A 22,415-nucleotide genomic window follows, 5' to 3' on the forward strand; every position below is an offset into this window, starting at 1 on the left:
GGCGCCCCGTCGTGGCGTCCGGGACGGGTCAGGACGCGGCGCCGACCGCGGTCGCCTCCGCCACCTCGATCAGGCGGCCCGTCGTCACGTCGTACACGTACCCGTAGACCGGGATCCGGGCGGGCACCAGGTCGTGGTTGCGGATCCGCGCCACGTCGTCGACCACGGCCTGCTCGCGGTCCGCGATCGTCAACCAGTCGACGTCGTGACCGGCCGGCGAGCCGGGGCCCTCGCCGACGTCGACGAAACCGTTCGGGCCGAGCTCAGCGGTCTCGAGGCTGGCGTCCAGCAGGCCCGCCATGACGTCGCCCCGGAAGTCTCCATGCCGCAGTCCGTGTGGTGGACGACGAACCACTCCTGCGTGCCGAGGAGCTTGTAGGAGATGACGAGGGAGCGGATCGCGTCGTCGGAGGCCCGGCCCCCGGCGTTGCGGATGACGTGGGCGTCGCCCTCGGCGAGACCCGCGTACCGCGCCGGGTCCAGGCGCGCGTCCATGCACGTGAGGATCGCGAAGCGGCGGGCGGGGGGCAGGGCGAGCGAACCGCGCTCGCCGAAGTCGGCGGCGTAGGCCGCGTTCGCGGCGAGCACCTCGGGCAGGACGGACATCGCGGGCTCCTCTCGGACGACGGCGCCTGATGGCTCACCCAGCCTGGACCAGCGCCGCCCCGCGCGCCAGGGGTCAGACGCGAGAAGGGGCGCCCGGTACGGGCGCCCCTTCTCGCGAGATCGTGTCCGAGCGGTCCGTCAGTGCGCGTGCTGCCCGCGGGAGTGCTCGAACAGCAGGCCGACCAGGCCGATGAGGCCCACGACGGCACCGATGACGCACACCCACCAGCCCACGGCCACGCCGAGGAACAGCACGGCGGCGCCGCACGCCAGCACGAACGGCCACCAGGAGTGCGGCGAGAACTCGCCGTACTCCCCCGCGGCCGACTCGACCGTCCCGAGCGGGTCGTCCTCGGGCCGGGCGTCGATCCGCCGCCCGGTCGCGAACAGGAAGAAGGCGACGAGGCCCGCGAGCCCGGCGAGGAGCAGGATCGCGACGGACCCGACCGGCTCGAAGTCCGTCAGCACGATGTACACGACGCCGACGAGGATGAAGAACGGCACCAGCGCGCCGAAGACGACGGTCTCGACGAACAGCGGGGGCCGCGTCCGGCGGGACGGCTCGACGTGGCGGTCGGGGCCGCCGGTGTGCTGCGCGGTCACGCGTGGTCACCCTTCCGGTTCTCGTCCTCGCCCGCGGGAGAGCCGCCGGAGGTGGCCTCCTGGATCGAGCCCTGCATGTCGGCGTTGCCGTACACCTGGTCGAGGAAGCCGGGATCGGTCTCGACGTGGTCCATCGCGGCGACCTCGGGGTGGTGCAGGTCGAACGCGGGCGACTCGGAGCGGATCCGCGGGATCGACACGAAGTTGTGCCGCGGCGGCGGGCACGACGTCGCCCACTCGAGCGACCGGCTGTAGCCCCACGGATCGTCGACCGTGACCTGCGGCGCGTTGCGCCACGTCGTGATGACGTTCCAGATGAACGGGAGCGTCGCGGCCGCGAGGATGAAGGCGCCGACCGTCGAGATCTGGTTCTGGACCGTGATGTTGTCCTCGACGAGGTAGTCCACGTACCGGCGGGGCATGTTCTTCGCGCCGATCCAGTGCTGGATGAGGAACGTGGTGTGGAACCCGATGAACGTGAGCCAGAAGTGGATCTTGCCGAGGCGCTCGTTGAGCATCTTCCCGGTGAACTTGGGCCACCAGAAGTAGAAGCCCGCGAACATCGCGAACACCACGGTGCCGAAGACGACGTAGTGGAAGTGCGCGACGACGAAGTACGTGTCGTGCAGCTGGAAGTCGAGCGTCGGCGAGGCGAGGATGACGCCGGTCAGGCCGCCGAAGAGGAAGGTCGCGAGGAACCCGCAGGCCCACAGCATCGGCGTCTCGAACGTGAGCTTGCCGCGCCACATCGTGCCGATCCAGTTGAAGAACTTCACGCCGGTGGGCACTGCGATCAGCATCGTCATGAGCGCGAAGAACGACAGCATCACCGCGCCGGTCGTGTACATGTGGTGCGCCCACACCGTGACCGACAGGCCGGCGATGGTGAGGGTCGCGAGCACGAGCGTCTTGTACCCGAAGATCGGCTTGCGCGAGAAGACGGGGAAGATCTCCGACACGATGCCGAAGAACGGCAGCGCGAGGATGTACACCTCGGGGTGGCCGAAGAACCAGAAGAGGTGCTGCCACAGCATCGCGCCGCCGGACGCCGGGTCGAACACCAGCGCGTCGAGCCGCCGGTCGGCCAGCAGCCCGAAGTACGCCGCCGTCAGCACCGGGAACGCCATGAGCGCGAGGACCGACGTGATGAGCACGTTCCACGTGAAGATCGGCATCCGGAACATCGTCATGCCGGGTGCGCGCATGCAGATGATCGTCGTGATGAAGTTGACCGAGCCGAAGATCGTCGAGAAGCCCGTGAGGCCGAACCCGACGAGCCACAGGTCCGCGCCGAGGCCCGGCGAGAACGTCTCCGAGGCGAGCGGCACGTACGACGTCCAGCCGAACCCGGCCGGGCCGTCCGGCGTGAGGAACCCGCTGACGGCCAGCAGCCCGCCGAACAGGTACAGGAAGTACGCGAACTGGTTCAGCCGCGGGAACGCCACGTCGGGCGCGCCGATCTGCAGCGGCGCCAGCACGTTCGCGAAACCCGCGAACAGGGGCGTCGCGAACAGCAGCAGCATGATGCCGCCGTGCATCGTGAAGAACTGGTTGTACTGCTCGGCGCTCGTGAAGAGCTGGCGTCCGGGCGAGAAGAGCTCCGCGCGGATCGCGAGGGCGAGCAGGCCGCCGATGCAGAAGAACGTGAACGACGTGACCAGGTACATGTACCCGATGGTCTTGTGGTCGGTGGAGGTGATCCACGCCACGATCGCGTTGCCCCGCCGCTGGCGCGACGGCGCCAGACCCGGGACGGTCGCGACCGGGGCGCGCGGCGGGGAGTCGATCTGCTGGATCTCGTCGATGGCCATCAGCCCTCGCCCTCCTCGCTCGGCACGTTCGCCTGGTCCGTGTCGTACTCCGGCCCGAGCAGCCCGGTGTTGCCGGCCTCGCGGTACTCCGCCATCTTCTCCTCGAACTCCTCGGGAGTCACGACCTCGACGTTGAAGAGCATCGACGCGTGGTACTCCCCGCACAGCTCGGCGCACTTGCCCTCGAACGTGCCCAGCTCCTGCGGCACGATCTGGAACGCGTTGGTGCGGCCGGCGATCATGTCGAGCTTCATCAGGAAGCCCGGGACCCAGAACGCGTGGTTGACGTCGCGGGTGCGCAGCGAGATCTCGACGTTCTCACCCTGCGGCAGGTACAGCGTGGGGAGCGTCTCGGCGACGCCCTCCTGGCCGGTCAGCACGACCTGGGTGCCGGAGTAGTGCACGTCCGCGTCGGTGTAGTTGAAGTCCCAGCTCCACCGCTTGCCGACGACCTCGATGTGCACGTCCGGCTCCGCGCTCGTGTCGACGATCTCGCCCATCGAGCGCGACGTGAACGCGAACAGCACGCCGATCATGACGATCGGCACGAACGTGTACATCAGCTCCAGCGGCACGTGGTAGCGCAGCTGCACGGGGAGCTCGTTGTCCCCCTTGCGCTTGCGGTACACGACGATGCACCACAGCAGCAGCCCCCACACGAGCACACCGACCGCGAGCGCGGCGATCCACGCGTTGTTCCACAGCGAGATCACCGTGTCGGTGTGGTTGGTCGCGCCGGGGGCCTGCTCGGGCAGGAAGCCGCGCTGGACGATGTCGGAGCAGCCGGACAGGCCGAGTGCGGTCACGGCAGCGAGGGCCGCGACGACTACCTTCCGGCGTGGGCGGTGGGGCGATGTCGACACGTCGTCACCATAGCGGGACCTTCGTCCCAGGCGCCGCTCCGCCGCGGAATGTCGCCGTTCGCGGGTGGTACGAGAACGGTCCCGCGACGCCGTCACGACGTCGCGGGACCCTGCCGTCAGGAAACGACGGCGCCGCTCGTGGACCCGGCCGGAGACCGGGTCGGGAGCCGGTCCGGGACGCCCGTCCCGGGACCGGCTGAGGATCAGGAGCCGACCGTGCCCACGACGTCGACCACGACGGCGAGCGCCGCCGACTCGGTGGACGCGTCCGCGGGGAGCAGCAGCAGCACGCGCGAGCCGACCGGCACGCCCACGAGCGGCGCGAACGGGGAACCCTCGGAGACGGCAGCGGACTGCATGCCGTACCCGCCGAGCGAGGGCCAGGACGTCTCGAAGTCCGCGTTGTCCCAGGTGGTCAGCGTGTACTGGACGATCACCTGGTCCTCGGCGGCCACCGGGTCGCCGGTGCCGGTCGCGAGCACCGTGGCGGAGCTCTCGGTCGGCTCGGTGGCGCCGTCGGCCACCGTGACCTTCGCGATGGGTGCGCCGAGGTCGCCGTCGACCGTCACGGGCACGTCCGCGTCGGTGGGCGTGGCGTCGGCCTGGCCGGTGGACTCGGCCCCGTACGCGTCGACGACGTCGACGACGAACACGATCGTGTCGCCGGCCGCGATGGAGCCGTCGCTGCTCCCGGTGTCGCCGTAGCCGAGGTCGGACGGGATGGTGAGCAGCACGCGGGAGCCGACGGTCTGCCCGACGAGGCCGGTGGACCAGCCCTCGATCACGCCGTCGAGCGAGAAGCCGCTCGGCGCGCCACGGTCGTAGGAGTTGTCGAAGACGTCGCCGTTCCAGACCTGGCCGAGGTAGTTCGCCACGACGAAGTCCCCGGCCTCGATCGTGGCCCCGTCGCCGGCGCTGGCCGTCTGCACCTGCAGGCCCTCGGGGGCGGCGTCGGCGCTGAACGTGAGGGTCGGCTTCTCGCCGAACGCGCCCGAGGCCTCGAAGCCGACGTCGCTGCCGGCGATCACGGCGGCGTCGGTCGCGGCGTCACCCGCGGACGCGTCGGCGGAGGCGGTGGCGTCGGCGGAACCGGTGGCGGACTCCGTGCTCGAGTCGGACGAGCACCCCGCGAGGGCGAGCGCGCCGACGAGCAGCGCGGCGGGCAGGACGGCGGGCAGGGCAAGGCGATGACGCACGGAGCTCCTCAGGTGGTGTCGGGTCTGCACTCTGGATAACAAGGCAGCCTGGACGCCACCTGTGAGAACGCCCGCGGTGGCCTGGGCCACCGCGGGCGCGAGAACGGGGATTCGGCGGCCGGCGGGGCCGTCAGGGACCCGTCAGTGGAACGAGTCGCCGCAGGCGCAGGAACCGGCGGCGTTCGGGTTGTCGATCGTGAAGCCCTGCTTCGCGATCGTGTCGGCGAAGTCGATCGTGGCGCCGGCGAGGTAGGGGACGCTCATCCGGTCCACGACGACCTCGACGCCGTCGAAGTCGACGACGGCGTCACCGTCGAGCAGGCGCTCGTCGAAGTACAGCTGGTAGATGAGGCCCGAGCAGCCGCCGGGCTGCACGGCGACGCGCAGCCGAAGGTCGTCGCGGCCCTCCTGCTCCAGGAGCGAGCGCACCTTGGACGCCGCGACGTCCGTGAGGGTGACCTCGTGCGTGGGGTCCGCCTGCTGCGTCTGCTCGGCCGGGGTCGTGCCCGCCAGGGTGTCGGTCATCGGTGCTCCTGCTCGGTGGTCGGGCTGCCGGACGGGCAGCGCTCGGGGTGGGTCGCGCACGAGCCGGTCGAGGGGCTGTCGCGCACGGGTCGGGCGTCGGTCCTGCCCCTACGGTACGCCCGGTGCGCCGATCCCCGCCGTGACGTTCGCCCCAGGCGTGGCCGAGCTCGCCGTCGAGCGGGCCGAGCGGGCGCGCCGCCTCACCACCGCCAGGCCGCGGCGTGCTTGCGCCCCGCGGCCGTCAGCCCCTCGGCGGTTCCCTCGACGTGCCCGGTGGCGCTGATCCCGAACGGCGCCGCGCCGCGCCGCGACAGCACACCCGTGCGGCCGAGCGCGAGGAGCGCGACGCCGTCGCGCGCCGCCGCCGCGGCGACCGCACCGAGGACCCCGGTGTCCGCCTCGACCGGGTCCACCCGGTCGGCCAGCACGACGGCGAGCTCGGCCTCGCGCGCCCGCGCCGGGACACCGGTCTCGGCCGCGACGAAGGCGGCGCCCGGGACGACCCGCCCGCCGAGCGCGAGCACCGCGGCGCCCAGTCCGCCACCCGAGCCGGCGCCGGCCGTCCCGGCCGTCGACGACGTCGCGGACGCCGGCGCACCAGGCGCACCAGGCGTACCAGGCGCACCCGTCCCGCCCGCCGCGAGGCCGCCGCCCGCGCCGAGCAGGTCGTGCCGCGAGACCCGCTGGGCCTCGAGAGCGGCGGCCAGCGGCGCGAGGCGCGCGTCCAGCGCCTGGCTCTGCGCAGCGCCGACCCTCTCGCGCAGCGCCGCCGCCGCACCGCGCAGGCCGCGGACGCTCGCAGCCGTCCCCGCGGCCAGCACGAGCTCGGTCGCGCGCAGCCGGGCACGCGCCGTCGTGAGCCAGGCCGGGAGCCGGTCGAGCGCCGTCGCGGGGTCGAACGGTCCGGGCGGCGCGTCGGCGAGGGCGGCCAGCAGGCCCGCTCCGAGATCCAGTGTGGCCGCGTCGCCCGCCCCCACCACGACGCGGCGCACGCCGGCGTCGGCGGCGCGCGCGACGATCTGCCCCACTCCGTAGGACGTCCCGGTCCACGCGGTCGTCGCCCGCGCGAGCGGCGGGTCGAGCACGTCACCGGCCTGGACGTAGGCGGTGCCCGCGACCAGCAGGACGACGACCGGGTGCTCGTGCTCGCCGTCGGCGGCGACGACGGTCTCGACCTCGCGCGACCCGCCGTGCACGGCCTCGACCGCGTCGAGCAGGTCGTGCGCGCCGCTCGAGCACACCGCGAGGTCGAGCAGTGCGTCGGGGTTGCCCGAGCGCCAGCCCGCGGCGAACGCGTCGAGGGCGCCGCGCGCGGGCAGCGAGCCGACGCGCGCGGCGGCGATCAGGACGCGCACCCGGCCCCGAGCGCGGCGAGCAGCAGCGCCTCGGCCACGACGACGTGCCGCAGCTCGCCCAGGTGGACCGACTCGTCGGCCCCGTGCGCCCGCGCGTCGGGGTCCTCCACGCCCGTCACGAGGATCGTGGCGTCGGGCGCGAGGCGCAGCAGGTCGGCGATGAACGGGATCGAGCCACCCATCCCCATGTCGACCGGCGGGTGGCCCCAGGCGCGCGCGAAGGCCGCGCGGGCCGTGCGCATCGCGGGCGCGTCGTGCGGCGCGAGGAAGGCCTCGCCGCGCTCGCCCGGGGTCACCGTGAGCCGCGCGCCGAACGGTGCGTGCGCGTGCAGGTGGGCGATCAGCGCCGCCTCGGCGGCCGCGGGGTCCTGCCCGGGCGCGAGGCGGAGGCTCAGCTTGGCCGCGGCGGTGTGCCGGATGGTGTTGGAGGAGTGCGCGATCGTCGGGGCGTCGATGCCGATGACGCTCAGCGCCGGACGCATCCACAGCCGGTCCGGGATCGTCCCGGTGCCGGCGAGGCGCACGCCGTCGAGCACGCCCGCCTCCGCGCGGAACATCTCCTCGGAGTAGTCCAGCGGGGCGGCCTCGCCGCGGACGAGGCCCTCGACGGCGACGCTGCCGTCCTCGTCGTGCAGCGTCGCCACGAGCCGCGCGAGCAGCGTGAGCGCGTCCAGCACCGGTCCGCCGAAGACTCCCGAGTGCACCGCGTGCTCGAGCACGTCGACGCGCACGACGAGATCCACGAGGCCGCGCAGCGACGTCGTGAGCGCGGGGATGCCCACCTTCCAGTTCGCCGAGTCGGCGACCACGACCACGTCGGAGCGCAGGCGGTCCCCGAACGTGTCGAGGAACGCGGTGAACGACGGCGAGCCCACCTCCTCCTCGCCCTCGACGAACACGGTGACCCCGACCGGCCACGCGTCCGCGAACACCGCGGTGAGCGCGCGCAGCGCGCCGACGTGGGCCATGACGCCCGCCTTGTCGTCGGCGGCGCCCCGCCCGTAGAGCCGGTCCCCGCGACGGGTCGGCTCGAACGGCTCGGTGGTCCAGCCCTCGCCCGGCGGCTGGACGTCGTGGTGGGCGTACAGCAGGACGGTGGGTGCGCCGTCGGGCCCCGGTCGGTGGGCGACGACGGCGGGCGCGCCGCCCGGCACCCGCACCACCTCGACCTGCGGCAGGCCGGCGCCGCGCAGCAGGTCCGCGACGGCGGACGCGCTCGCCTCGACGTGCGCCTGGTCGAACGCGGGCGCCGAGACCGACGGGATGCGCACCAGCGCCTCGAGGTCGGCCCGCACGTCGTCGACGCCGGCGTCGACGGCGCGCTCGAGCGCCTCGAGGGTCTCGTTCGGGAGGGGCAGGGGGTCGGGCGTGGAAGCGTCTGGGACCGTCGTCACGCGTCGAACCTACCGGGCTCGACTACCCTGACGAGGTGTTCGGGAACAAGAAGAACGAGACGGCCGCCCCTTCGTCGACGATCGGTGCCGAGGCCGTGCAGCAGCACGAGGTCGCGGTGCCCGACGGCGTGACCCCGGTGGTCGCCCCGGCCACCGGGACGCAGGATGCCAAGGCGCCCGCCACGGGCGCGAGCTCCAGCGGTGCGGAGGTCTCCCCCGCGGACCGCAAGGGCCGCCCGACGCCCACCCGCAAGGAGGCCGAGGCCAAGAACCGCCGGCCGCTCGTGGCCAGCGCCGGAGACCCGAAGGCGGCGCGCGCGGAGCAGCGCAAGGCCAACGCCGAGGCACGCGCCCGGATGAACGAGGCCATGAACACCGGCGACGAGCGCTACATGCCGGTCCAGCACAAGGGCGTGCAGCGCCGGTACATCCGCGACTACGTCGACGCCCGCTGGTCGCTCGGGGAGTTCTTCCTGCCGATCGCCCTGGTGTTCGTCGTGCTCACGTTCGTCGTGGGGCAGAACCCGAACGTCGCGCTGCCGCTGCTGCTGGCGATGTACCTGCTGGTGATCATCGCCGTCGTCGACTCCGTGCTCGCGGGCCTGCGCATCCGCAAGCGGCTGCGCACGAAGTTCGGCGAGGACAAGGTGCAGAAGGGCGGGGTGATGTACGCCGTCCTGCGCTCGTTCCAGATGCGCCCCACCCGCCAGCCGAAGCCGCAGGTCAAGCGCGGGGAGTTCCCCGCCTGAGACCCGGCATCACTCGGGCATCACCGGCGTGACCGGCGTGACGCGAGCCTGACCCGCTCTGACCCCGCGTGGGCGCAGGGCCGGCGCCGTCAGCGCGAGCCGGCCAGCTCGCGCGCCACGGCGCCCGGCCACGCCGGCCCGGAGTAGATGAACGCGGTGTAGGCCTGCACGACGTCGGCGCCCGCCTCGAGCATGCGGCGCACACCCGCGGCGTCGCTCACGCCGCCGACGCCGATGACGACGCGGCCGGGCAGGTGCGCGCGGACGAGCCGCACCACCTCGAGCGCACGAGCGTGCAGCGGCTCCCCCGACAGGCCGCCGGGGCCGTGGTCGTGGTCGATCGTGGTGTTCGTCGCGACGACGCCGGCGAGGTCGAGCTCGGTGACGAGCGCGCACACGTCCACCACGTCGTCCTGGGACAGGTCCGGCGCGATCTTGACCAGCACCGGCACGTGGCGGCGCGCCGAGGCGTCAGCCGCCGCCTGCACCGCCTGCAGGATCGGGCGCAGCGACGCCACCGCCTGCAGGTCCCGCAGGCCAGGGGTGTTCGGGCTGGAGACGTTGACCACGAGGTAGTCGGCGAAGCGCGCCAGTGCGCTCGCGCTCAGGGCGTAGTCCTGCGCGGCGTGCTCGGGCGGCGTCACCTTGGTCTTGCCGATGTTCACCCCGACGACGGCGGACCGGCCCGCCCGGGTGCGGCGCAGCGCCGCGAGCCGTGCGGCGACGGCCGCGCTGCCGGAGTTGTTGAAGCCCATCCGGTTCACCAGGGCGCGCTCGTCGACCAGACGCCACAGCCGGGGCCTGTCGTTGCCCGGCTGCGCGTGGGCCGTCACGGTGCCGATCTCCACGTGGGAGAAGCCCAGCGCCAGCAGGCCGGGGACCATCCGGGCCTCCTTGTCGAAACCCGCTGCGGCGCCGAGCGGGGAGGACAGGTGCCGCCCGAAGAGCGTGGGTCCGGCCGGGCTGGTGCCGGTGCTGCGTCCGGTCCGGCCGGTCCGGCCGAACGTCGCGGCGAGCGCGGCGCGGACGGGGGCGACCCGACCCGCGAGCTCGATGGCACGGGCCGCGCGGTGGTGGGCGACCTCGGGGTCGAGCCGCGTGAAGGCGTGCCGGAAGACGAACGTGTAGAGGGGGTGGCTCACGTCCGACAACCTACTGGCGGGCGATCCGCGCCGGGTCCGAGCGCCGCAGCCACGCGAGGCCGAGGAACGGCAGCACGAGCGGGACGTACCCGTAACCCTGGCCGAAGTGCGACCACACGGTCGCCTCGGGGAAGTCCTGCGGGTGGACGAACGACCACGTGCCGACGGCGAGCACGCCGACGAGCTCGACGGCCACGGCCACCCAGGCGACGCGCCGCATCCGCACCCCGTTGTGGGCGAGGGCCACGGTCGCCACGACGTACACCAGCGCCGCGAACGCGGACAGCCCGTAGGCCAGCGGCGCCTCGGCGGCCTTCGTGAGCAGCTGGTAGACCGAGCGCGCGGTCGCCGCGAGGGCGAGGATGCCGTACACGGCGACGAGGGCGCGGCCGGCCCCGTACGCGCGCGGCCGGTCGTCCCCGGGCTCGTGGTGGTGCTGCGTGCTCATCCCGCTCCTTGCCAGATCTGCCAGACCCTCACCTGGAGGACGACCACCACCGCGCTCGCGACGGCGAGCACCACCGAGCTCCAGCGCGTGCGCTCCACGAACGCCCACGCGAAGGCGGCCGGCAGCAGCAGGAGCTCGGTGATGAGATACCCCCACAGCAGCGCCGGATCCCCCGTACTCGCACCGCGACCGAGGCCGACCGCGACGACGACGGCCTGGACGACCAGCCCGACCTCGACGGCGATCATCCCCGGGATCTGGTTGCCCACCACCGGGGTGTCTCGCGCGGCCCGCACGCCGGCCCAGGTCCCGAGCCCGACGGCGAGCGCGCCGACGAGCACGAGCGTGAGCAGCACGCGGGTCACCCTAGCGCGGCGCGCACTACGATCGAGGGCATGTCCTCCCCCATCGTGCTCCGTTCCACCGCGCCCGAGGCCGCCGACGTCGAGGCGCTCGTCGTGCTCCTCGCCCGGGACTCGGAGTCGGGGAGCGTCAAGGGGTCGGCGCACGTGCTCGCCGCGAGCACCTCGACCGTCGCCGAGGAGCTGGCCGACGCCGTCGCCGCCCTCGGCCTGATCGGCAAGGCCGAGGAGGTCGCGACCATCCCGGCGCCCCCCGTCCTCAAGGCCGACGTCGTGGTCCTCGCGGGCGTCGGGGCCGACCCCGCCGACCCGGAGGCCGTGCGGCGCGCCGTCGGCGCCGCGGTGCGGGCCACGAAGGGCCGGGCCCGGGTCGGTGTGCTGGCTCCGTCGGACGACCCCGCCGTCGTCGGCGCCGTCGCGGAGGGCGCCGCCCTCGGCGGCTACGCGTTCACCCGCTACCGGAGCACCGACCCCGAGCCCGAGGTGACCGTGCTCGTGGCCAAGGCGCGCGCGAAGGCGCTGCGCGACGTCGTCGAGCATGCGCAGGTCGTCACCGAGGCGGTGACCGCCGTGCGCGACCTCGTGAACACCGGCCCGGGCGACCTCACGCCCGAGGCGTTCGCCGAGGCGGCGCGGCAGGCGGCCGCCGGGACCAAGGTGAAGGTGGCCTCCCTCGACCTCAAGGCGCTGCGCGCCGGGGGCTACGGCGGGATCGTCGGCGTCGGCCAGGGCTCGCCGCACGAGCCCCGCCTCGTCACCCTCTCCTACACGCCGTCGCGGCCCGCCGCGCACGTCGCGCTCGTGGGCAAGGGCATCACGTTCGACTCGGGCGGGCTCTCGCTCAAGCCGCCGACCGGCATGATCACGATGAAGAGCGACATGGCCGGCGCCGCCGCCGTGCTGCACACCGTGCTGGCCGCCGCCCGGCTCGGGCTGCCCGTCCAGGTGACCGGCTTCCTCGCCCTCGCCGAGAACATGCCCTCCGGCGACGCGCAGCGTCCCGGCGACGTGCTCACGATGCGCGGCGGCAAGACGGTCGAGGTGCTCAACACCGACGCCGAGGGCCGGCTCGTGATGGCCGACGCGCTCGTCGACGCGGCCGCGCTCGAGCCGGACGCCGTGCTCGACATCGCCACGCTCACGGGGGCGCAGCTCATCGCGCTCGGCCCGCGCGTCACCGGCGTGATGGGCACGCCCGAGGTGCGTGACGCCGTCGTGGCCGCCGCCGACGCGAGCGGCGAGCAGGCGTGGGCGATGCCGCTGCCCGAGGACCTGCGCCAGGGCCTGGACTCCACGATCGCCGACCTCACGAACGTCGGTGACCGGTTCGGCGGCATGCTCACGGCCGGGCTGTTCCTGCGCGAGTTCGTCGGGGCCACCCCGTGGGCGCACCTCGACATCGCGGGGCCGTCCTTCAACGAGGGCTCGCCCTGGGGCTACACGCCCAAGGGCGGCACGGGGGCCGGCGTGCGCACGCTGCTGGGCTACCTGGAGTCCCGCGCGCGATGAGCGCGGTGCGTGACTCGGTCGCGGCGGGCGCCGTCGCCGACCGCGCGGCGGCGGTGTCACGTGGTCGGCATCACGTCGCCGTGGCCGGTCCCGGCCGGCCCGAGTGCCAAGATAGAGATGCGAGCCAGCAGCCCGAGGACGTGTAGCCGCCCCGCCGGGTGAGCCACCGCGATCGAGAAACGTTAGGAGACAGCACATGTCGGAGTCCGTGAAGATGCCCGCTCTCGGGGAGAGCGTGACCGAGGGCACGGTGACACGGTGGCTCAAGGCTGTCGGTGACTCGGTCGAGGTCGACGAGCCCCTGCTCGAGGTGTCCACGGACAAGGTGGACACCGAGGTCCCCTCGCCCGTCGCGGGCGTCGTCGAGAAGATCCTCGTCGAGGAGGACGAGACGGTCGAGGTCGGCACCGACCTGGCCGTGATCGGCGACGGCAGCGGCTCCGACTCGGCCGGCTCCGACGACGGGTCCATCCAGGCCGACGAGCCCCAGCCGGCGACGTCGGGCGCAGCCGCGGAGCCGGAGCAGGCGGAGCCCGAGGGCGCCGCGCCCTCCCCCGCCGCGCAGGCCGGTGGCAGCAGCGAGAGCGGCTCGGGTGCTGGGTCCGGTTCGGCGTCGGGTTCGGCGTCCGGGACCGAGGTGACGCTGCCCGCGCTCGGGGAGAGCGTGACCGAGGGCACCGTGACGCGCTGGCTCAAGGAGGTCGGCGACTCGGTCGAGGTCGACGAGCCCCTGTTCGAGGTCTCCACCGACAAGGTCGACACCGAGGTCCCGTCCCCGGTCGCCGGCACGCTGCTCGCGATCAAGGTCGGCGAGGACGAGACCGCCGAGGTCGGCGCGGTCGTCGCCGTCGTCGGCGACGCCTCCGCCCAGCAGGCCGAGGCCCCGAAGGACGAGGCCCCCGCCGAGCAGCCCAAGGACAAGGCCCCCGCCGAGCAGCCGAAGGCCGAGGAGCCCAAGTCCGACGCGCCCGAGGCTGACAGCGGCTCGGGTGCTGGCTCCGGTTCGGCGTCCGGGACCGAGGTGACGCTGCCCGCGCTCGGGGAGAGCGTGACCGAGGGCACCGTGACACGCTGGCTCAAGGAGGTCGGCGACTCGGTCGAGGTCGACGAGCCCCTGTTCGAGGTCTCCACCGACAAGGTCGACACCGAGGTCCCGTCCCCCGTCGCCGGCACCCTGCTCGCGATCAAGGTCGGCGAGGACGAGACCGCCGAGGTCGGCGCCGTCGTCGCCGTCGTCGGCGACGCCTCCGCCCAGCAGGCCGAGGCCCCGAAGGACGAGACCCCGAAGGACGAGGCCCCCGCCGAGCAGCCCAAGGCCGAGGCCCCGAAGACCGAGGCACCCGCTGAGCAGCCCAAGGCCGAGGCCCCGAAGGCCGAGGCCCCCGCCGAGCAGCCCAAGGCCGAGCAGCCGCAGCCCACCGCCGAGGCGGCCGGGGTCTACGTGACTCCGCTCGTGCGCAAGCTCGCCGCCGAGAACGGGGTCGACCTGGCCTCGCTCGCCGGCACGGGCGTCGGCGGTCGCATCCGCAAGCAGGACGTCCTGGCGGCGGCCGAGGCGGCGAAGGCCGCTGCAGCGGCGCCCGCCCCCGAGCAGGCGCCGGCCGCTGCCGCACCGTCGGCCGCGCCCGCGGCTGCGGCGAGCACGCGGCTGCCGGTCTCGGAGCTGCGCGGCACCACCGAGAAGATGACCCGGCTGCGCAAGATCATCGCCTCGCGCATGGTCGAGTCGCTGCAGACGATGGGCCAGCTCACCACGGTGGTCGAGGTCGACGTCACGAAGGTCGCCGCCCTGCGCGCGAGGATGAAGGGGCCGTTCGAGCAGAAGGCGGGCCTCAAGCTCACCTACCTGCCGTTCTTCGCGAAGGCCGCCATCGAGGCGCTCCAGGCGTACCCGAAGCTCAACGCGCGCATCGAGGACGACACGATCGTCTACCCCGAGTCCGAGAACCTCTCGATCGCCGTCGACACCCCGCGCGGGCTGCTGACCCCGGTCATCAAGAACGCGGGCGACCTGTCGATCGCGGACCTCTCCCGCGCGATCAACGACCTGGCCGCGCGCACGCGTGACAACAAGGTCTCCCCGGACGAGCTCAGCGGCGGCACCTTCACGCTCACCAACACCGGCAGCGCGGGCGCTCTGTTCGACACGCCCATCGTGCCGCTGCCGACCGTCGGCATCCTCGGCGTCGGGACGATCGTGAAGCGGCCCGTGGTCGTCTCCGGTCCCGAGGGCGACTCGATCGCGATCCGGTCGATGGTGTACCTCGCGATCTCCTACGACCACCGGATCGTCGACGGCGCGGACGCCGGGCGCTACCTCACCGCGGTGCGCAAGCGCCTCGAGGAGGGCGCGTTCGAGGCCGACCTCGGCATCTGAACCCACGCAGGCCCCTCGCGCACCGGTCCGACGGCTCGCTCCGGACCGATCGGCCGGTGCGCGACGTAGCCTGGCCCGCATGAGCGAGCACCCTGATCTCCACCCCGCCCAGCCCGGCGGCACCGTCCTGGTGGGCGGCGCCTCCGGGCTGATCGGTTCCCGGCTCGTGTCGGCGCTGCAGGCGGACGGCGCCACCGTGCGCCGACTGGTTCGGCGGGAACCGCGCACCCCCGAGGAGGTCGCGTGGTCACCGGCCGAGGGCCGGCTCGATCCCGCAGCGCTCGACGACGTGACCGCCGTCGTCGTCCTGTCCGGTGCGGGCGTCGGGGACCACCGCTGGACCCGCTCCTACACCCGCGAGCTCGTGCGCTCGCGCACGAGCAGCGTCTCGCTCGTCGCCGCGCGGCTCGCGCAGGCCGGGTCGAGCGCCCGACTGGTCACCGCCTCCGCGGTCGGCTACTACGGCGACCGGGGCGAGGACGTCCTGACGGAGTCCTCCGGACCCGGGGAGGGCTTCCTCGCCGACCTGTGTCAGGCCTGGGAGCGCGCCGCCGACCCGGCGCGCGAGGTCACGTCCGTCGCCCACGCCCGGACGGGCATCGTCCTGGCGCCCGAGGGCGGCGCACTGGGGCGGCTGCGGCCCCTGATCCGGCTCGGCGTCGCCGGCCCGCTGGGCTCGGGCCGCCAGTGGTGGCCGTGGATCACCCTCGAGGACGAGGTCCGCGCGCTCGTGCACCTCACCCGCTCCGGCGTCACCGGGCCGGTGAACCTGACCGCCCCCGAGCCCGTCCGCAACCGTGAGCTGATCCGCACCTTCGCCGCAGCGATGCACCGCCCCGCCGTCCTTCCCGTACCGGCGTTCGCCCTGCGCGCCGCGCTGGGCGGCTTCGCGGGCGACCTGCTCGCGTCCCAGCGCGTGCTGCCCGAGGCGCTCCTCGCCGACGGCTTCGAGTTCACCTCCCCCACCATCGAGGACGCCGCCGACGCCCTCGTCGCGTAGGGGCCGGCTCACGCGCAGGCGCGCCACCCCGAGATCCGGCCGTCCTCGGCCAGCTCGAGCACGAGGCACCGGCCGGCCTGCGCGGGCACCGGTCGCCACAGACCGCCGGTGAAGCGGTGGTGCGCGCCCTGCCGCAGCTCCGTGCGGACCGCGGCTCCCGACGCCGGGGCAGCCGCGAGCACCTGAGTGTGCAGGCCCGAGACGTGCACGGGTGAGGCGGGTTCGGCCACCACGCCCACCGCGCCCGAGCCCGTGCCCGAGCCCGACCCCGGGCCCACCACCGGCCCGACGCCCGCGCCGCCGGCCAGGGCCTGGGCGAGGGTGGCGTCGTGCCGCCACGCCTGCGAGCCGGGCACGACGGCGCGCGCCAGCGCCGTGAGGTCGCCCGCCTCGAGCGCCGCGTCGCGACGCGCGAGCACCGCGTCGATCTCGGCCCGCTCCGTCGCGGGCAGGCCGCCGACGACCGACGACGCGCTCGACCGGGCGGCGAGCACGCCGACCCCGGCCAGCAGCAGCACCGACGCGGCCGCGGCCGCCACCGTCAGACCCGGCGGCAGACTCGTTCCGCGCGCGTGCCGCTGCGTCCGACGGGGACGCGCTGATCGCCGACCCGGCCGGTAGGTGGGCGCCGCGAGCAGCGCGGTCCGGACGGCCGCGCCGGCGAGGTCCGCGGCGCCGAGCGGACTCGTCGGCCGCCGTCCCAGCAGCTCGAGGCGGGTTCGCCGTCGGGCCACCGCCTCGTCGGCCGCGACGGCCAGCTCGGCGGCCGCGGGTCGGCCCGCCCGCGGCCCGCACGCCCGGTCGAGCAGGCGCGCCAACCCGTCGTCGACGACGTCGGGCCCGCCGCCGTGGTCCCGGCCCTCCCGCACGCCCCCGTGGCCGCCGCCACCGCTGCTGCTGCTGCCGGCGCTACCACCACCAACGTCACCACCGCGGTCACCGTCTGCCCCCTCGCCCCCCTCACCACTGCGCCCGCCACCCCCCGCGGCCGCCCACGCGAGGAGTGCCGCGAGCTCGGCGACGTCGCTCACCTCGTCCGGTGCGACGTCCGGCAGGCCGCGTTCGTCGCACCGCTCGGCGGCGACGTGGCCCGGGGTGCCGAGCCCCGTGTCGGCGAGGTCGACGAGGACCGCGTCCCCGCCGTCGCGCACGAGCACGTTGCGGGGCGAGAGGTCGCCGTGCGCGAGCCCGAGACCGTGCAGGTGGGCCAGCGCCGCCGCGAGGCCGGCGGCGAGGCGCTCGAGCTCGGGCGGCGGGAGCGCCCCGCGCGCCCGCACCCACGTGGCGAGGTCCACGCCCGGCACGAGATCGAGCACCACCGCCACGCCCGCCTCGTCCACGCGCGACGCGCGCACCCGGGCGAGGTGTGGGTGCCCGGCGGCGGCGAGCGTGTCGAGACGAGCGAGGAGCCGGTCCCGATCCTCACCTGACGCAGGGATCGTTCGGAGCACCACGAGGTCGCCGCCCTCGTCCACGCCCGACCAGACCCAGCCCGCCGGACCGTCCCCCGCGCCACGCACGAGTGCCTCGCCCGCGCGGAAGCCCGCCACGTGCGGCGGGCCGGGGACGACGACGGTGCTCACCCGACCAGCCAAGCGCCTCGGGGCCCGCCGTGGACGTTGTCCACAGGCCGGAGGGGCGGTCGACGGCCGGTAGGCTGTGCCCACCATGGCACGCTCGAACCCCTCCACCCCCGCGCCCGCACCGAAGCCGAAGAAGCGCCGGTGGTACCACCAGATCTGGGACGTCTTCCAGATGACCCGGAAGGCGGACCCGTCCGTCCCCTGGCTCATGCTCGCGATCCTGCTCGGTGCGATCGCGGTCGGGGTCGTCGTCGGTCTGCTCGTCAACGACGGCGCGATGCTCTGGTACTTCGTCGTCCTCGCCGTGCCGTTCGGCGTGCTCGGCGCGACGTTGCTGCTCTCCCGCCGTGCGGAGCGCGCGGCCTACTCCCGCGTCGAGGGGCAGCCCGGCGCCGCCTCGGCCGCCCTCGGCACCATCCGCCGCGGCTGGAACCTCGAGGAGCAGCCGGTCGCGATCGACCAGCGCACCCAGACCATGGTGTTCCGCGCCGTCGGGCGCCCCGGCGTCGTCCTCGTCGGTGACGGCGGCAGCCGCGGCTCGCAGCAGCGCCTCCTCGAGCAGGAGCGCAAGCGCACCACCCGCCTCGTCCCGGACGTGCCCGTGCACCTCGTCCAGTGCGGTCGCGAGGAGGGCCAGGTCCCGCTGCCACAGCTCGCCGCGGCCGTGCGCAAGCACAAGAAGGCGATCACGACGGCGGAGGTCGCCGTGGTCACGAAGCGCCTCGCCGCGCTCGGCAAGATCAAGATGCCGGTGCCGAAGGGCGTCGACCCGCTGCGCGCCCGCCCGGACCGCAAGGGCATGCGCGGGCGCTGACCCGCCCCGAGCTCCGACTCCGACCACGTACTGACCCCGCCCCGTGCCCGGACCGCAGCGCGACGCCGAGCGCACCCGTGCGCGCCTCCTCGAGGCGGCAGCGGCGGCGATCGGCGAGAAGGGCCCCGAGGTCAGCCTCGACCTGGTCGCCCGCCGGGCGGGGGTCTCCAAGGGCGGGCTCCTGCACCACTTCCCCAGCCGGGACGCGCTCCTCGAGGCGCTCATGCGCCACCTGCTCGCCGCGTTCGACACGAGTGTCGAGCGCGAGCTGGAGCGGGCGCAGGCCGAGGACCCGACGGAGGCCGACGCGCCGGGCCGGCTGACCCGCGCCTACGTGCGCGCGGTGTTCGCGGACCTCGCCGAGGGCGACCGGGCCCGCGAGCAGATCACCCTGATGGGCATGATCGGCGCGAGCGAGGCCGTCTCGCACGTGCTGCGCGCCGACGACGAGAGCTGGCGCAGCCGGGTGGCCGGCGACGGCCTGGAGCCGCTGCGCGCCGAGCTCGTGATGAAGGCCGCCGACGGGCTCACCGCGTCGCTGATGTGGAGCCGCACGCCCGCGCGCGAGCACGTCGAGCTGCGCGACCTGCTCCTCGCGCTGACGCGCAGCACCGGACCGGTCGACCCGTCCGCCTGACTGCGCCCGAGCGGGTGCCGAGCGCGGGGCGGGAGCGGGCACCAGCCTCGACCGTCCGGCTGCTACCGGTGCATCGCCTTGCGCGCCAGGTAGTTGCCGAGCAGCTGGGCGAGCTGCACGATCACGATGATGACGCCGACCACGATGTACGTGACGGTCCAGTCGTACTGCTGGTAGCCGTACACCATCGCGAAGTCGCCGATGCCGCCGCCGCCGATGTAGCCGGCCATCGCGGACATGTCGAGCACGCCGATGAACAGGAACGTGTACCCGAGGATGAGCGGGGCCAGCGCCTCGGGGATGAGCACCGTGAGGATGATCCGCAGCGGGGACGCGCCCATCGCGCGGGCCGCCTCGATCACCCCGGGGTCCAGCGAGACGAGGTTCTGCTCCACCAGTCGTGAGAACGCGAACCCGGCCATGAGCGCCATGGCGAACGTGGCCGCCTCGGTGCCGATCGTGGTGCCCACGACGGCCTTGGTGAGCGGGCCGATCGCGAACAGGAAGATGATGAACGGGATCGGCCGGACGATGTTGACGGCCACGTTGAGCACCGCGAACACCACGCGGTTGCTCAGCAGATTGCCGCTGCGCGAGACGTACAGCCCCACCCCGATCGCGAGGCCGATCAGGCCGCCCACGAGCATCGCCCAGAACAGCATGTAGGCCGTCTGGGCGAGCGCCTCGGTGAAGGTGGGCCCCAGTCGCTCCCAGTTCATGCCGACTCCTCCCCGTTGATGCGGCCGAGCACGGGAAGGGACGACGGCGAGCTCGCCGTGCCGAGGTCGGTCGCCCCCGCGGAGGCGACGACCTCACGCACGAACGCCTCGACGTCGTCGACCGCACCGTCGATCTCGAGGGTGAGCGACCCGAACGGACGCTCGGCGATCTCGGAGATGCCGCCGTAGATGATCGTCCCCTCGATCCCGTGCTCCCGCAGGGTGCGCGTGAGGTAGCCGCTGGCGGCGCCGTCGGACTTCATCCGCAGCAGCACGAGCCGGCCGGGGTGCCGGTTCCGCAGGCGCTGCAGCACCGCCGGGCTCGGGACGTCGTGCAGCGACGAGGCGACGAAGCGGGCGGTCGCCGGGTGGCGCGGGTTCGCGAACACGTCGTACGCCTCCCCCACCTCGACGACCTTGCCCTTCTCCATCACGGCGATGCGGTGGCAGATCGACCGCACGACGTCCATCTCGTGGGTGATGACGACGATGGTGATGCCGAGCTCGGCGTTGACGCGGCGCAGCAAGGTGAGAACGTCCTGCGTCGTCTCGGGGTCGAGCGCGCTCGTGGACTCGTCGGCCAGCAGGATCCGGGGCGACGTGGCGAGCGCTCGGGCGATGCCGACGCGCTGCTTCTGGCCGCCCGAGAGCTGGTTCGGGTAGGCCCGCGCCTTGTCCGTCAGGCCGACGAACTCCAGCAGCTCGGCGACGCGCGCGGCGCGCTGTGCACGCGGCACGCGAGCGACGCGCAGCGGGTACGCGACGTTGCCGGCGACCGTGCGCGAGCCCATCAGGTTGAACTGCTGGAAGATCATGCCGATCCCCGCACGGACGCGGCGCAGGGCGCGCTCGCCCTGGCCCGTCACCTCGGCGCCGGCGACCGTGATGGTCCCCGACGTCGCGATCTCGAGCGCGTTGATGAGCCGCACGAGCGTGCTCTTGCCCGCGCCCGAGTAGCCGATCACGCCGAAGATCTCGCCCTCGGCGATGTCGATCGTCACGTCGTCGACGGCGGTGACGGGCGTGCCGCCGCGGCGTCCCGGGAAGACCTTCGAGACGCCGCGGAGGCTGACGATGGGTGCAGCGGTGGTCACGCTCAGCTCGTCGGGGCGTTCGCCTGGATGTCCGCGAGGATGTCCTGGAGCTCGCCCGCCTCGTTGTTCTTGAAGATCGCGAGGCCGCCGGAGTCCTCCGTGGCCGCCGCCTCGACCTCCGGGTCGTGCCAGATCTCGACGAGCTTGAGGTAGGTCTCGTTGCCGGAGTCCTCGGCGCGCGCCGCGAACACGTTGATGTACGGCTTCGCGGCGTCCCCGCTCGGGTCGTCCGCGTAGACGATGTCGTCGTCGGTCAGGCCGGCCTTGCCGACGAAGTCGTTGTTGATGATCGCGGCCGCGACGCTGCCGCTGGTGAGCGCGGCGGCGGTCTGGGCGGCGTCGACCGGGGTCACGGTGACGCGGGACTCGTCGGCGATGACGTCCGCCGCGGCGGAGAAGGAGGTGCCGCCGTCGCGCAGGGTGATGAGGCCGGCCTGCTGCAGGTTGAGCAGCGCGCGGGCCAGGTTCGTCGCTTCGTTCGGCACGGCGATCTGGGCGCCGTCCGGGATGTCCGCCACGTCGTCGTACTCGGTGGAGTAGAGGTTGAGCGGGTAGACGGCGGTCGCACCGATCGGCTGCAGGTCGTTGCCCGTCTTGAGGTTGAAGTTCGCGAGGAACTGCAGGTGCTGGAACTGGTTGAGCTCGAGCTCGCCGTCGGCGAGGGCCTGGTTCGGGATCTGGTAGTCGGTGAAGTTCACGATCTCGACGTCGATCCCCTCCTCCTCGGCCTTCTGCGTGAAGACGTCCCACTGGGTGTCCGAGGCGCCGATGACGCCGATCCGGATCGTGCCGCCGTCGGTGGCGTCGGAGTCGGAACCGCCGGACCCGGGGGCGGCGCACGCGGCCATGGCCAGCGCTGCGACGGCAGCGGTGACGAGGACGGGAAGTCGGCGAGTCATGCGGTGACCTTTCGGTGAGTGCTGCGGCTCGGTGGTCCGCGGGCGCTGGGCCGGGGGTGTCCGGCGGAAGACACTGTGGCAACCGCGCGGTGCGGGTGACAACCCGAGCGTCGCTGTCTCGCAGTGTGGTCGCACTAGGATCGATTCGTGAGCACCCCCGCGCCGTCGACCCGGGTGTGGACGCTCCCGAACCTCATCTCCTTCGCGCGCCTGGCGGTGCTGCTGCCGCTCGTGGTGTGGCTGCTCGTGACCGGTCGGCTGTGGTGGGGGCTCGTGGCCCTCATCGCCCTCGGCGCGTCGGACTGGGTGGACGGGTACCTCGCGCGGCGCCTCGGGCAGGTCACGCTGCTGGGTCAGCGTCTGGACCCCGTGGCCGACCGCGTCGCGATCGTCGTGGTGATCGCCGCGCTCGTGGCCGAGGGCCTCGTGCCCTGGCCGGCGGTGGCGATCATCCTCGCGGTCGACCTCACGCTCCTCGTCCTCGCGGGGCTGTGGTTCCGCGGCTCCCCCGACCTCCCGGTGAGCCGGATCGGCAAGTGGCGCACCGCGTGCCTGCTCGGCGCGCTGCCGCTGCTCATCACCTCCGCCGCCGCGTCGCTGGAGTGGCTGCACGTCGTCGCGCTGGTCGTCCTGTGGCTGGGCGTGCTGGGGCACGTCGTCGCCGGTCTCGGGTACCTGCGCGGCATGGCCGCGGCGCGCCACCGCGCGCGCTGAGGACGCGCCGGCCGG

Annotated in this window: 23 protein-coding genes; 7 read left to right on the forward strand and 16 right to left on the reverse strand. The window is 73.9% G+C overall.

Annotated elements, in window-relative coordinates; all coding sequences use genetic code 11:
* Nucleotides 1-28: 28 nt before the first annotated feature.
* The 9 genes from AC3AQ1_RS01650 to AC3AQ1_RS01690 form a co-directional block, all read right to left on the reverse strand.
* The gene (locus tag AC3AQ1_RS01650) at nucleotides 29-193 is read right to left on the reverse strand and encodes a carbonic anhydrase (RefSeq protein WP_199916505.1); all 165 of its coding nucleotides are present in this window, start codon (nucleotides 191-193) and stop codon (nucleotides 29-31) included.
* Nucleotides 190-606, reverse strand: a complete 417-nt coding sequence (locus tag AC3AQ1_RS01655) for a beta-class carbonic anhydrase (protein ID WP_199916506.1) — start codon at nucleotides 604-606, stop codon at nucleotides 190-192. Before AC3AQ1_RS01655 ends, AC3AQ1_RS01650 begins: the two co-directional genes overlap by 4 nt.
* Before the next feature lie 138 nt (nucleotides 607-744).
* Nucleotides 745-1,209 (reverse strand): cytochrome c oxidase subunit 4, encoded by a 465-nt coding sequence (locus AC3AQ1_RS01660; RefSeq protein WP_313557208.1) that lies wholly within the window; start codon nucleotides 1,207-1,209, stop codon nucleotides 745-747.
* Nucleotides 1,206-3,020, reverse strand: coding sequence for an aa3-type cytochrome oxidase subunit I (gene ctaD, locus AC3AQ1_RS01665; protein ID WP_108717556.1), 1,815 nt, complete (start codon nucleotides 3,018-3,020; stop codon nucleotides 1,206-1,208). Before ctaD ends, AC3AQ1_RS01660 begins: the two co-directional genes overlap by 4 nt.
* A complete protein-coding gene (gene ctaC, locus AC3AQ1_RS01670; protein WP_108717557.1) occupies nucleotides 3,020-3,883 on the reverse strand; it encodes an aa3-type cytochrome oxidase subunit II in 864 nt (287 codons plus the stop codon). The genes ctaD and ctaC overlap by 1 nt, the downstream gene beginning before the upstream one ends.
* A 203-nt stretch (nucleotides 3,884-4,086) precedes the next feature.
* Complete coding sequence (locus AC3AQ1_RS01675) at nucleotides 4,087-5,079, reverse strand: FKBP-type peptidyl-prolyl cis-trans isomerase (protein WP_108717558.1); 993 nt, start codon at nucleotides 5,077-5,079, stop codon at nucleotides 4,087-4,089.
* Nucleotides 5,080-5,220: 141 nt separating this feature from the next.
* Nucleotides 5,221-5,604 (reverse strand): iron-sulfur cluster insertion protein ErpA, encoded by a 384-nt coding sequence (gene erpA, locus AC3AQ1_RS01680; RefSeq protein WP_108717559.1) that lies wholly within the window; start codon nucleotides 5,602-5,604, stop codon nucleotides 5,221-5,223.
* Between the two features lie 200 nt (nucleotides 5,605-5,804).
* On the reverse strand, nucleotides 5,805-6,959 hold the full coding sequence (locus tag AC3AQ1_RS01685; protein ID WP_108717560.1) for a glycerate kinase: 1,155 nt from the start codon (nucleotides 6,957-6,959) through the stop codon (nucleotides 5,805-5,807).
* On the reverse strand, nucleotides 6,947-8,353 hold the full coding sequence (locus tag AC3AQ1_RS01690; protein ID WP_313558295.1) for a dipeptidase: 1,407 nt from the start codon (nucleotides 8,351-8,353) through the stop codon (nucleotides 6,947-6,949). Before AC3AQ1_RS01690 ends, AC3AQ1_RS01685 begins: the two co-directional genes overlap by 13 nt.
* Nucleotides 8,354-8,388: 35 nt before the next feature.
* Here AC3AQ1_RS01690 and AC3AQ1_RS01695 point away from each other — a divergent pair, with 35 nt between their 5' ends.
* Nucleotides 8,389-9,102, forward strand: a complete 714-nt coding sequence (locus AC3AQ1_RS01695) for a DUF3043 domain-containing protein (protein ID WP_234417661.1) — start codon at nucleotides 8,389-8,391, stop codon at nucleotides 9,100-9,102.
* Nucleotides 9,103-9,191: 89 nt separating this feature from the next.
* On the opposite strand, the gene AC3AQ1_RS01700 is transcribed toward AC3AQ1_RS01695, so the two are convergent.
* Genes AC3AQ1_RS01700 through AC3AQ1_RS01710 form a run of 3 tightly spaced genes read right to left on the reverse strand, consistent with a single transcriptional unit; the run spans nucleotide 9,192 to nucleotide 11,048 of the window.
* Nucleotides 9,192-10,244 (reverse strand): quinone-dependent dihydroorotate dehydrogenase, encoded by a 1,053-nt coding sequence (locus tag AC3AQ1_RS01700; RefSeq protein ID WP_108719908.1) that lies wholly within the window; start codon nucleotides 10,242-10,244, stop codon nucleotides 9,192-9,194.
* A 10-nt stretch (nucleotides 10,245-10,254) separates the two neighbouring features.
* Nucleotides 10,255-10,692 (reverse strand): hypothetical protein, encoded by a 438-nt coding sequence (locus AC3AQ1_RS01705; RefSeq protein ID WP_108717561.1) that lies wholly within the window; start codon nucleotides 10,690-10,692, stop codon nucleotides 10,255-10,257.
* The gene (locus AC3AQ1_RS01710) at nucleotides 10,689-11,048 is read right to left on the reverse strand and encodes a hypothetical protein (RefSeq protein ID WP_159096332.1); all 360 of its coding nucleotides are present in this window, start codon (nucleotides 11,046-11,048) and stop codon (nucleotides 10,689-10,691) included. Before AC3AQ1_RS01710 ends, AC3AQ1_RS01705 begins: the two co-directional genes overlap by 4 nt.
* A gap of 39 nt (nucleotides 11,049-11,087) precedes the next feature.
* Between AC3AQ1_RS01710 and AC3AQ1_RS01715 the strand changes: the two genes are divergently transcribed.
* From AC3AQ1_RS01715 to AC3AQ1_RS01725, 3 genes are all read left to right on the forward strand, one after another.
* On the forward strand, nucleotides 11,088-12,563 hold the full coding sequence (locus AC3AQ1_RS01715; RefSeq protein ID WP_108717563.1) for a leucyl aminopeptidase: 1,476 nt from the start codon (nucleotides 11,088-11,090) through the stop codon (nucleotides 12,561-12,563).
* 196 nt (nucleotides 12,564-12,759) lie between these two features.
* Nucleotides 12,760-14,940, forward strand: a complete 2,181-nt coding sequence (sucB, locus tag AC3AQ1_RS01720; RefSeq protein WP_108717564.1) for a 2-oxoglutarate dehydrogenase, E2 component, dihydrolipoamide succinyltransferase — start codon at nucleotides 12,760-12,762, stop codon at nucleotides 14,938-14,940.
* Between the two features lie 79 nt (nucleotides 14,941-15,019).
* Entirely contained in the window at nucleotides 15,020-15,940 is a 921-nt protein-coding gene (locus AC3AQ1_RS01725; protein WP_108717565.1) for a TIGR01777 family oxidoreductase, read from the forward strand.
* 8 nt (nucleotides 15,941-15,948) lie between these two features.
* Here the strand turns inward: AC3AQ1_RS01725 and AC3AQ1_RS01730 are convergent, their stop codons facing one another.
* Nucleotides 15,949-17,523 (reverse strand): protein kinase domain-containing protein, encoded by a 1,575-nt coding sequence (locus AC3AQ1_RS01730; RefSeq protein ID WP_159096333.1) that lies wholly within the window; start codon nucleotides 17,521-17,523, stop codon nucleotides 15,949-15,951.
* An 85-nt stretch (nucleotides 17,524-17,608) separates the two neighbouring features.
* On the opposite strand from AC3AQ1_RS01730, the gene AC3AQ1_RS01735 reads away from it, so the two are divergent.
* Entirely contained in the window at nucleotides 17,609-18,337 is a 729-nt protein-coding gene (locus AC3AQ1_RS01735) for a DUF4191 domain-containing protein (protein WP_108717567.1), read from the forward strand.
* A gap of 43 nt (nucleotides 18,338-18,380) precedes the next feature.
* Nucleotides 18,381-18,974, forward strand: coding sequence for a TetR family transcriptional regulator (locus tag AC3AQ1_RS01740; RefSeq protein WP_108717568.1), 594 nt, complete (start codon nucleotides 18,381-18,383; stop codon nucleotides 18,972-18,974).
* Between the two features lie 62 nt (nucleotides 18,975-19,036).
* Here AC3AQ1_RS01740 and AC3AQ1_RS01745 read toward each other — a convergent pair whose 3' ends face one another.
* From AC3AQ1_RS01745 to AC3AQ1_RS01755, 3 genes are read right to left on the reverse strand one after another with little or no spacing between them, the layout of a single operon-like run.
* On the reverse strand, nucleotides 19,037-19,693 hold the full coding sequence (locus tag AC3AQ1_RS01745) for a methionine ABC transporter permease (protein ID WP_108717569.1): 657 nt from the start codon (nucleotides 19,691-19,693) through the stop codon (nucleotides 19,037-19,039).
* Nucleotides 19,690-20,787 carry a methionine ABC transporter ATP-binding protein gene (locus tag AC3AQ1_RS01750; protein WP_108717570.1) on the reverse strand — a complete coding sequence of 366 codons (1,098 nt, stop codon included), beginning with the start codon at nucleotides 20,785-20,787 and terminating at the stop codon, nucleotides 19,690-19,692. The genes AC3AQ1_RS01745 and AC3AQ1_RS01750 overlap by 4 nt, the downstream gene beginning before the upstream one ends.
* Nucleotides 20,788-20,789: 2 nt before the next feature.
* The gene (locus AC3AQ1_RS01755) at nucleotides 20,790-21,686 is read right to left on the reverse strand and encodes a MetQ/NlpA family ABC transporter substrate-binding protein (RefSeq protein WP_108717571.1); all 897 of its coding nucleotides are present in this window, start codon (nucleotides 21,684-21,686) and stop codon (nucleotides 20,790-20,792) included.
* 147 nt (nucleotides 21,687-21,833) lie between these two features.
* Between AC3AQ1_RS01755 and AC3AQ1_RS01760 the strand changes: the two genes are divergently transcribed.
* The gene (locus AC3AQ1_RS01760; protein WP_108717572.1) at nucleotides 21,834-22,400 is read left to right on the forward strand and encodes a CDP-alcohol phosphatidyltransferase family protein; all 567 of its coding nucleotides are present in this window, start codon (nucleotides 21,834-21,836) and stop codon (nucleotides 22,398-22,400) included.
* Nucleotides 22,401-22,415 lie beyond the last annotated feature (15 nt).

The organism is Miniimonas sp. S16 (assembly GCF_057748195.1).

Coding starts and splice junctions, on each gene's coding strand:
- erpA (WP_108717559.1), bottom strand. CDS start 5,604: ATGACCGACACCCTGGCGGGCACGACCCCGGCCGAGCAGACGCAGCAG.
- AC3AQ1_RS01755 (WP_108717571.1), bottom strand. CDS start 21,686: ATGACTCGCCGACTTCCCGTCCTCGTCACCGCTGCCGTCGCAGCGCTG.
- AC3AQ1_RS01745 (WP_108717569.1), bottom strand. CDS start 19,693: ATGAACTGGGAGCGACTGGGGCCCACCTTCACCGAGGCGCTCGCCCAG.
- AC3AQ1_RS01725 (WP_108717565.1), top strand. CDS start 15,020: ATGAGCGAGCACCCTGATCTCCACCCCGCCCAGCCCGGCGGCACCGTC.
- AC3AQ1_RS01715 (WP_108717563.1), top strand. CDS start 11,088: ATGTCCTCCCCCATCGTGCTCCGTTCCACCGCGCCCGAGGCCGCCGAC.
- AC3AQ1_RS01655 (WP_199916506.1), bottom strand. CDS start 606: ATGTCCGTCCTGCCCGAGGTGCTCGCCGCGAACGCGGCCTACGCCGCC.
- AC3AQ1_RS01735 (WP_108717567.1), top strand. CDS start 17,609: ATGGCACGCTCGAACCCCTCCACCCCCGCGCCCGCACCGAAGCCGAAG.
- AC3AQ1_RS01705 (WP_108717561.1), bottom strand. CDS start 10,692: ATGAGCACGCAGCACCACCACGAGCCCGGGGACGACCGGCCGCGCGCG.
- sucB (WP_108717564.1), top strand. CDS start 12,760: ATGTCGGAGTCCGTGAAGATGCCCGCTCTCGGGGAGAGCGTGACCGAG.
- ctaD (WP_108717556.1), bottom strand. CDS start 3,020: ATGGCCATCGACGAGATCCAGCAGATCGACTCCCCGCCGCGCGCCCCG.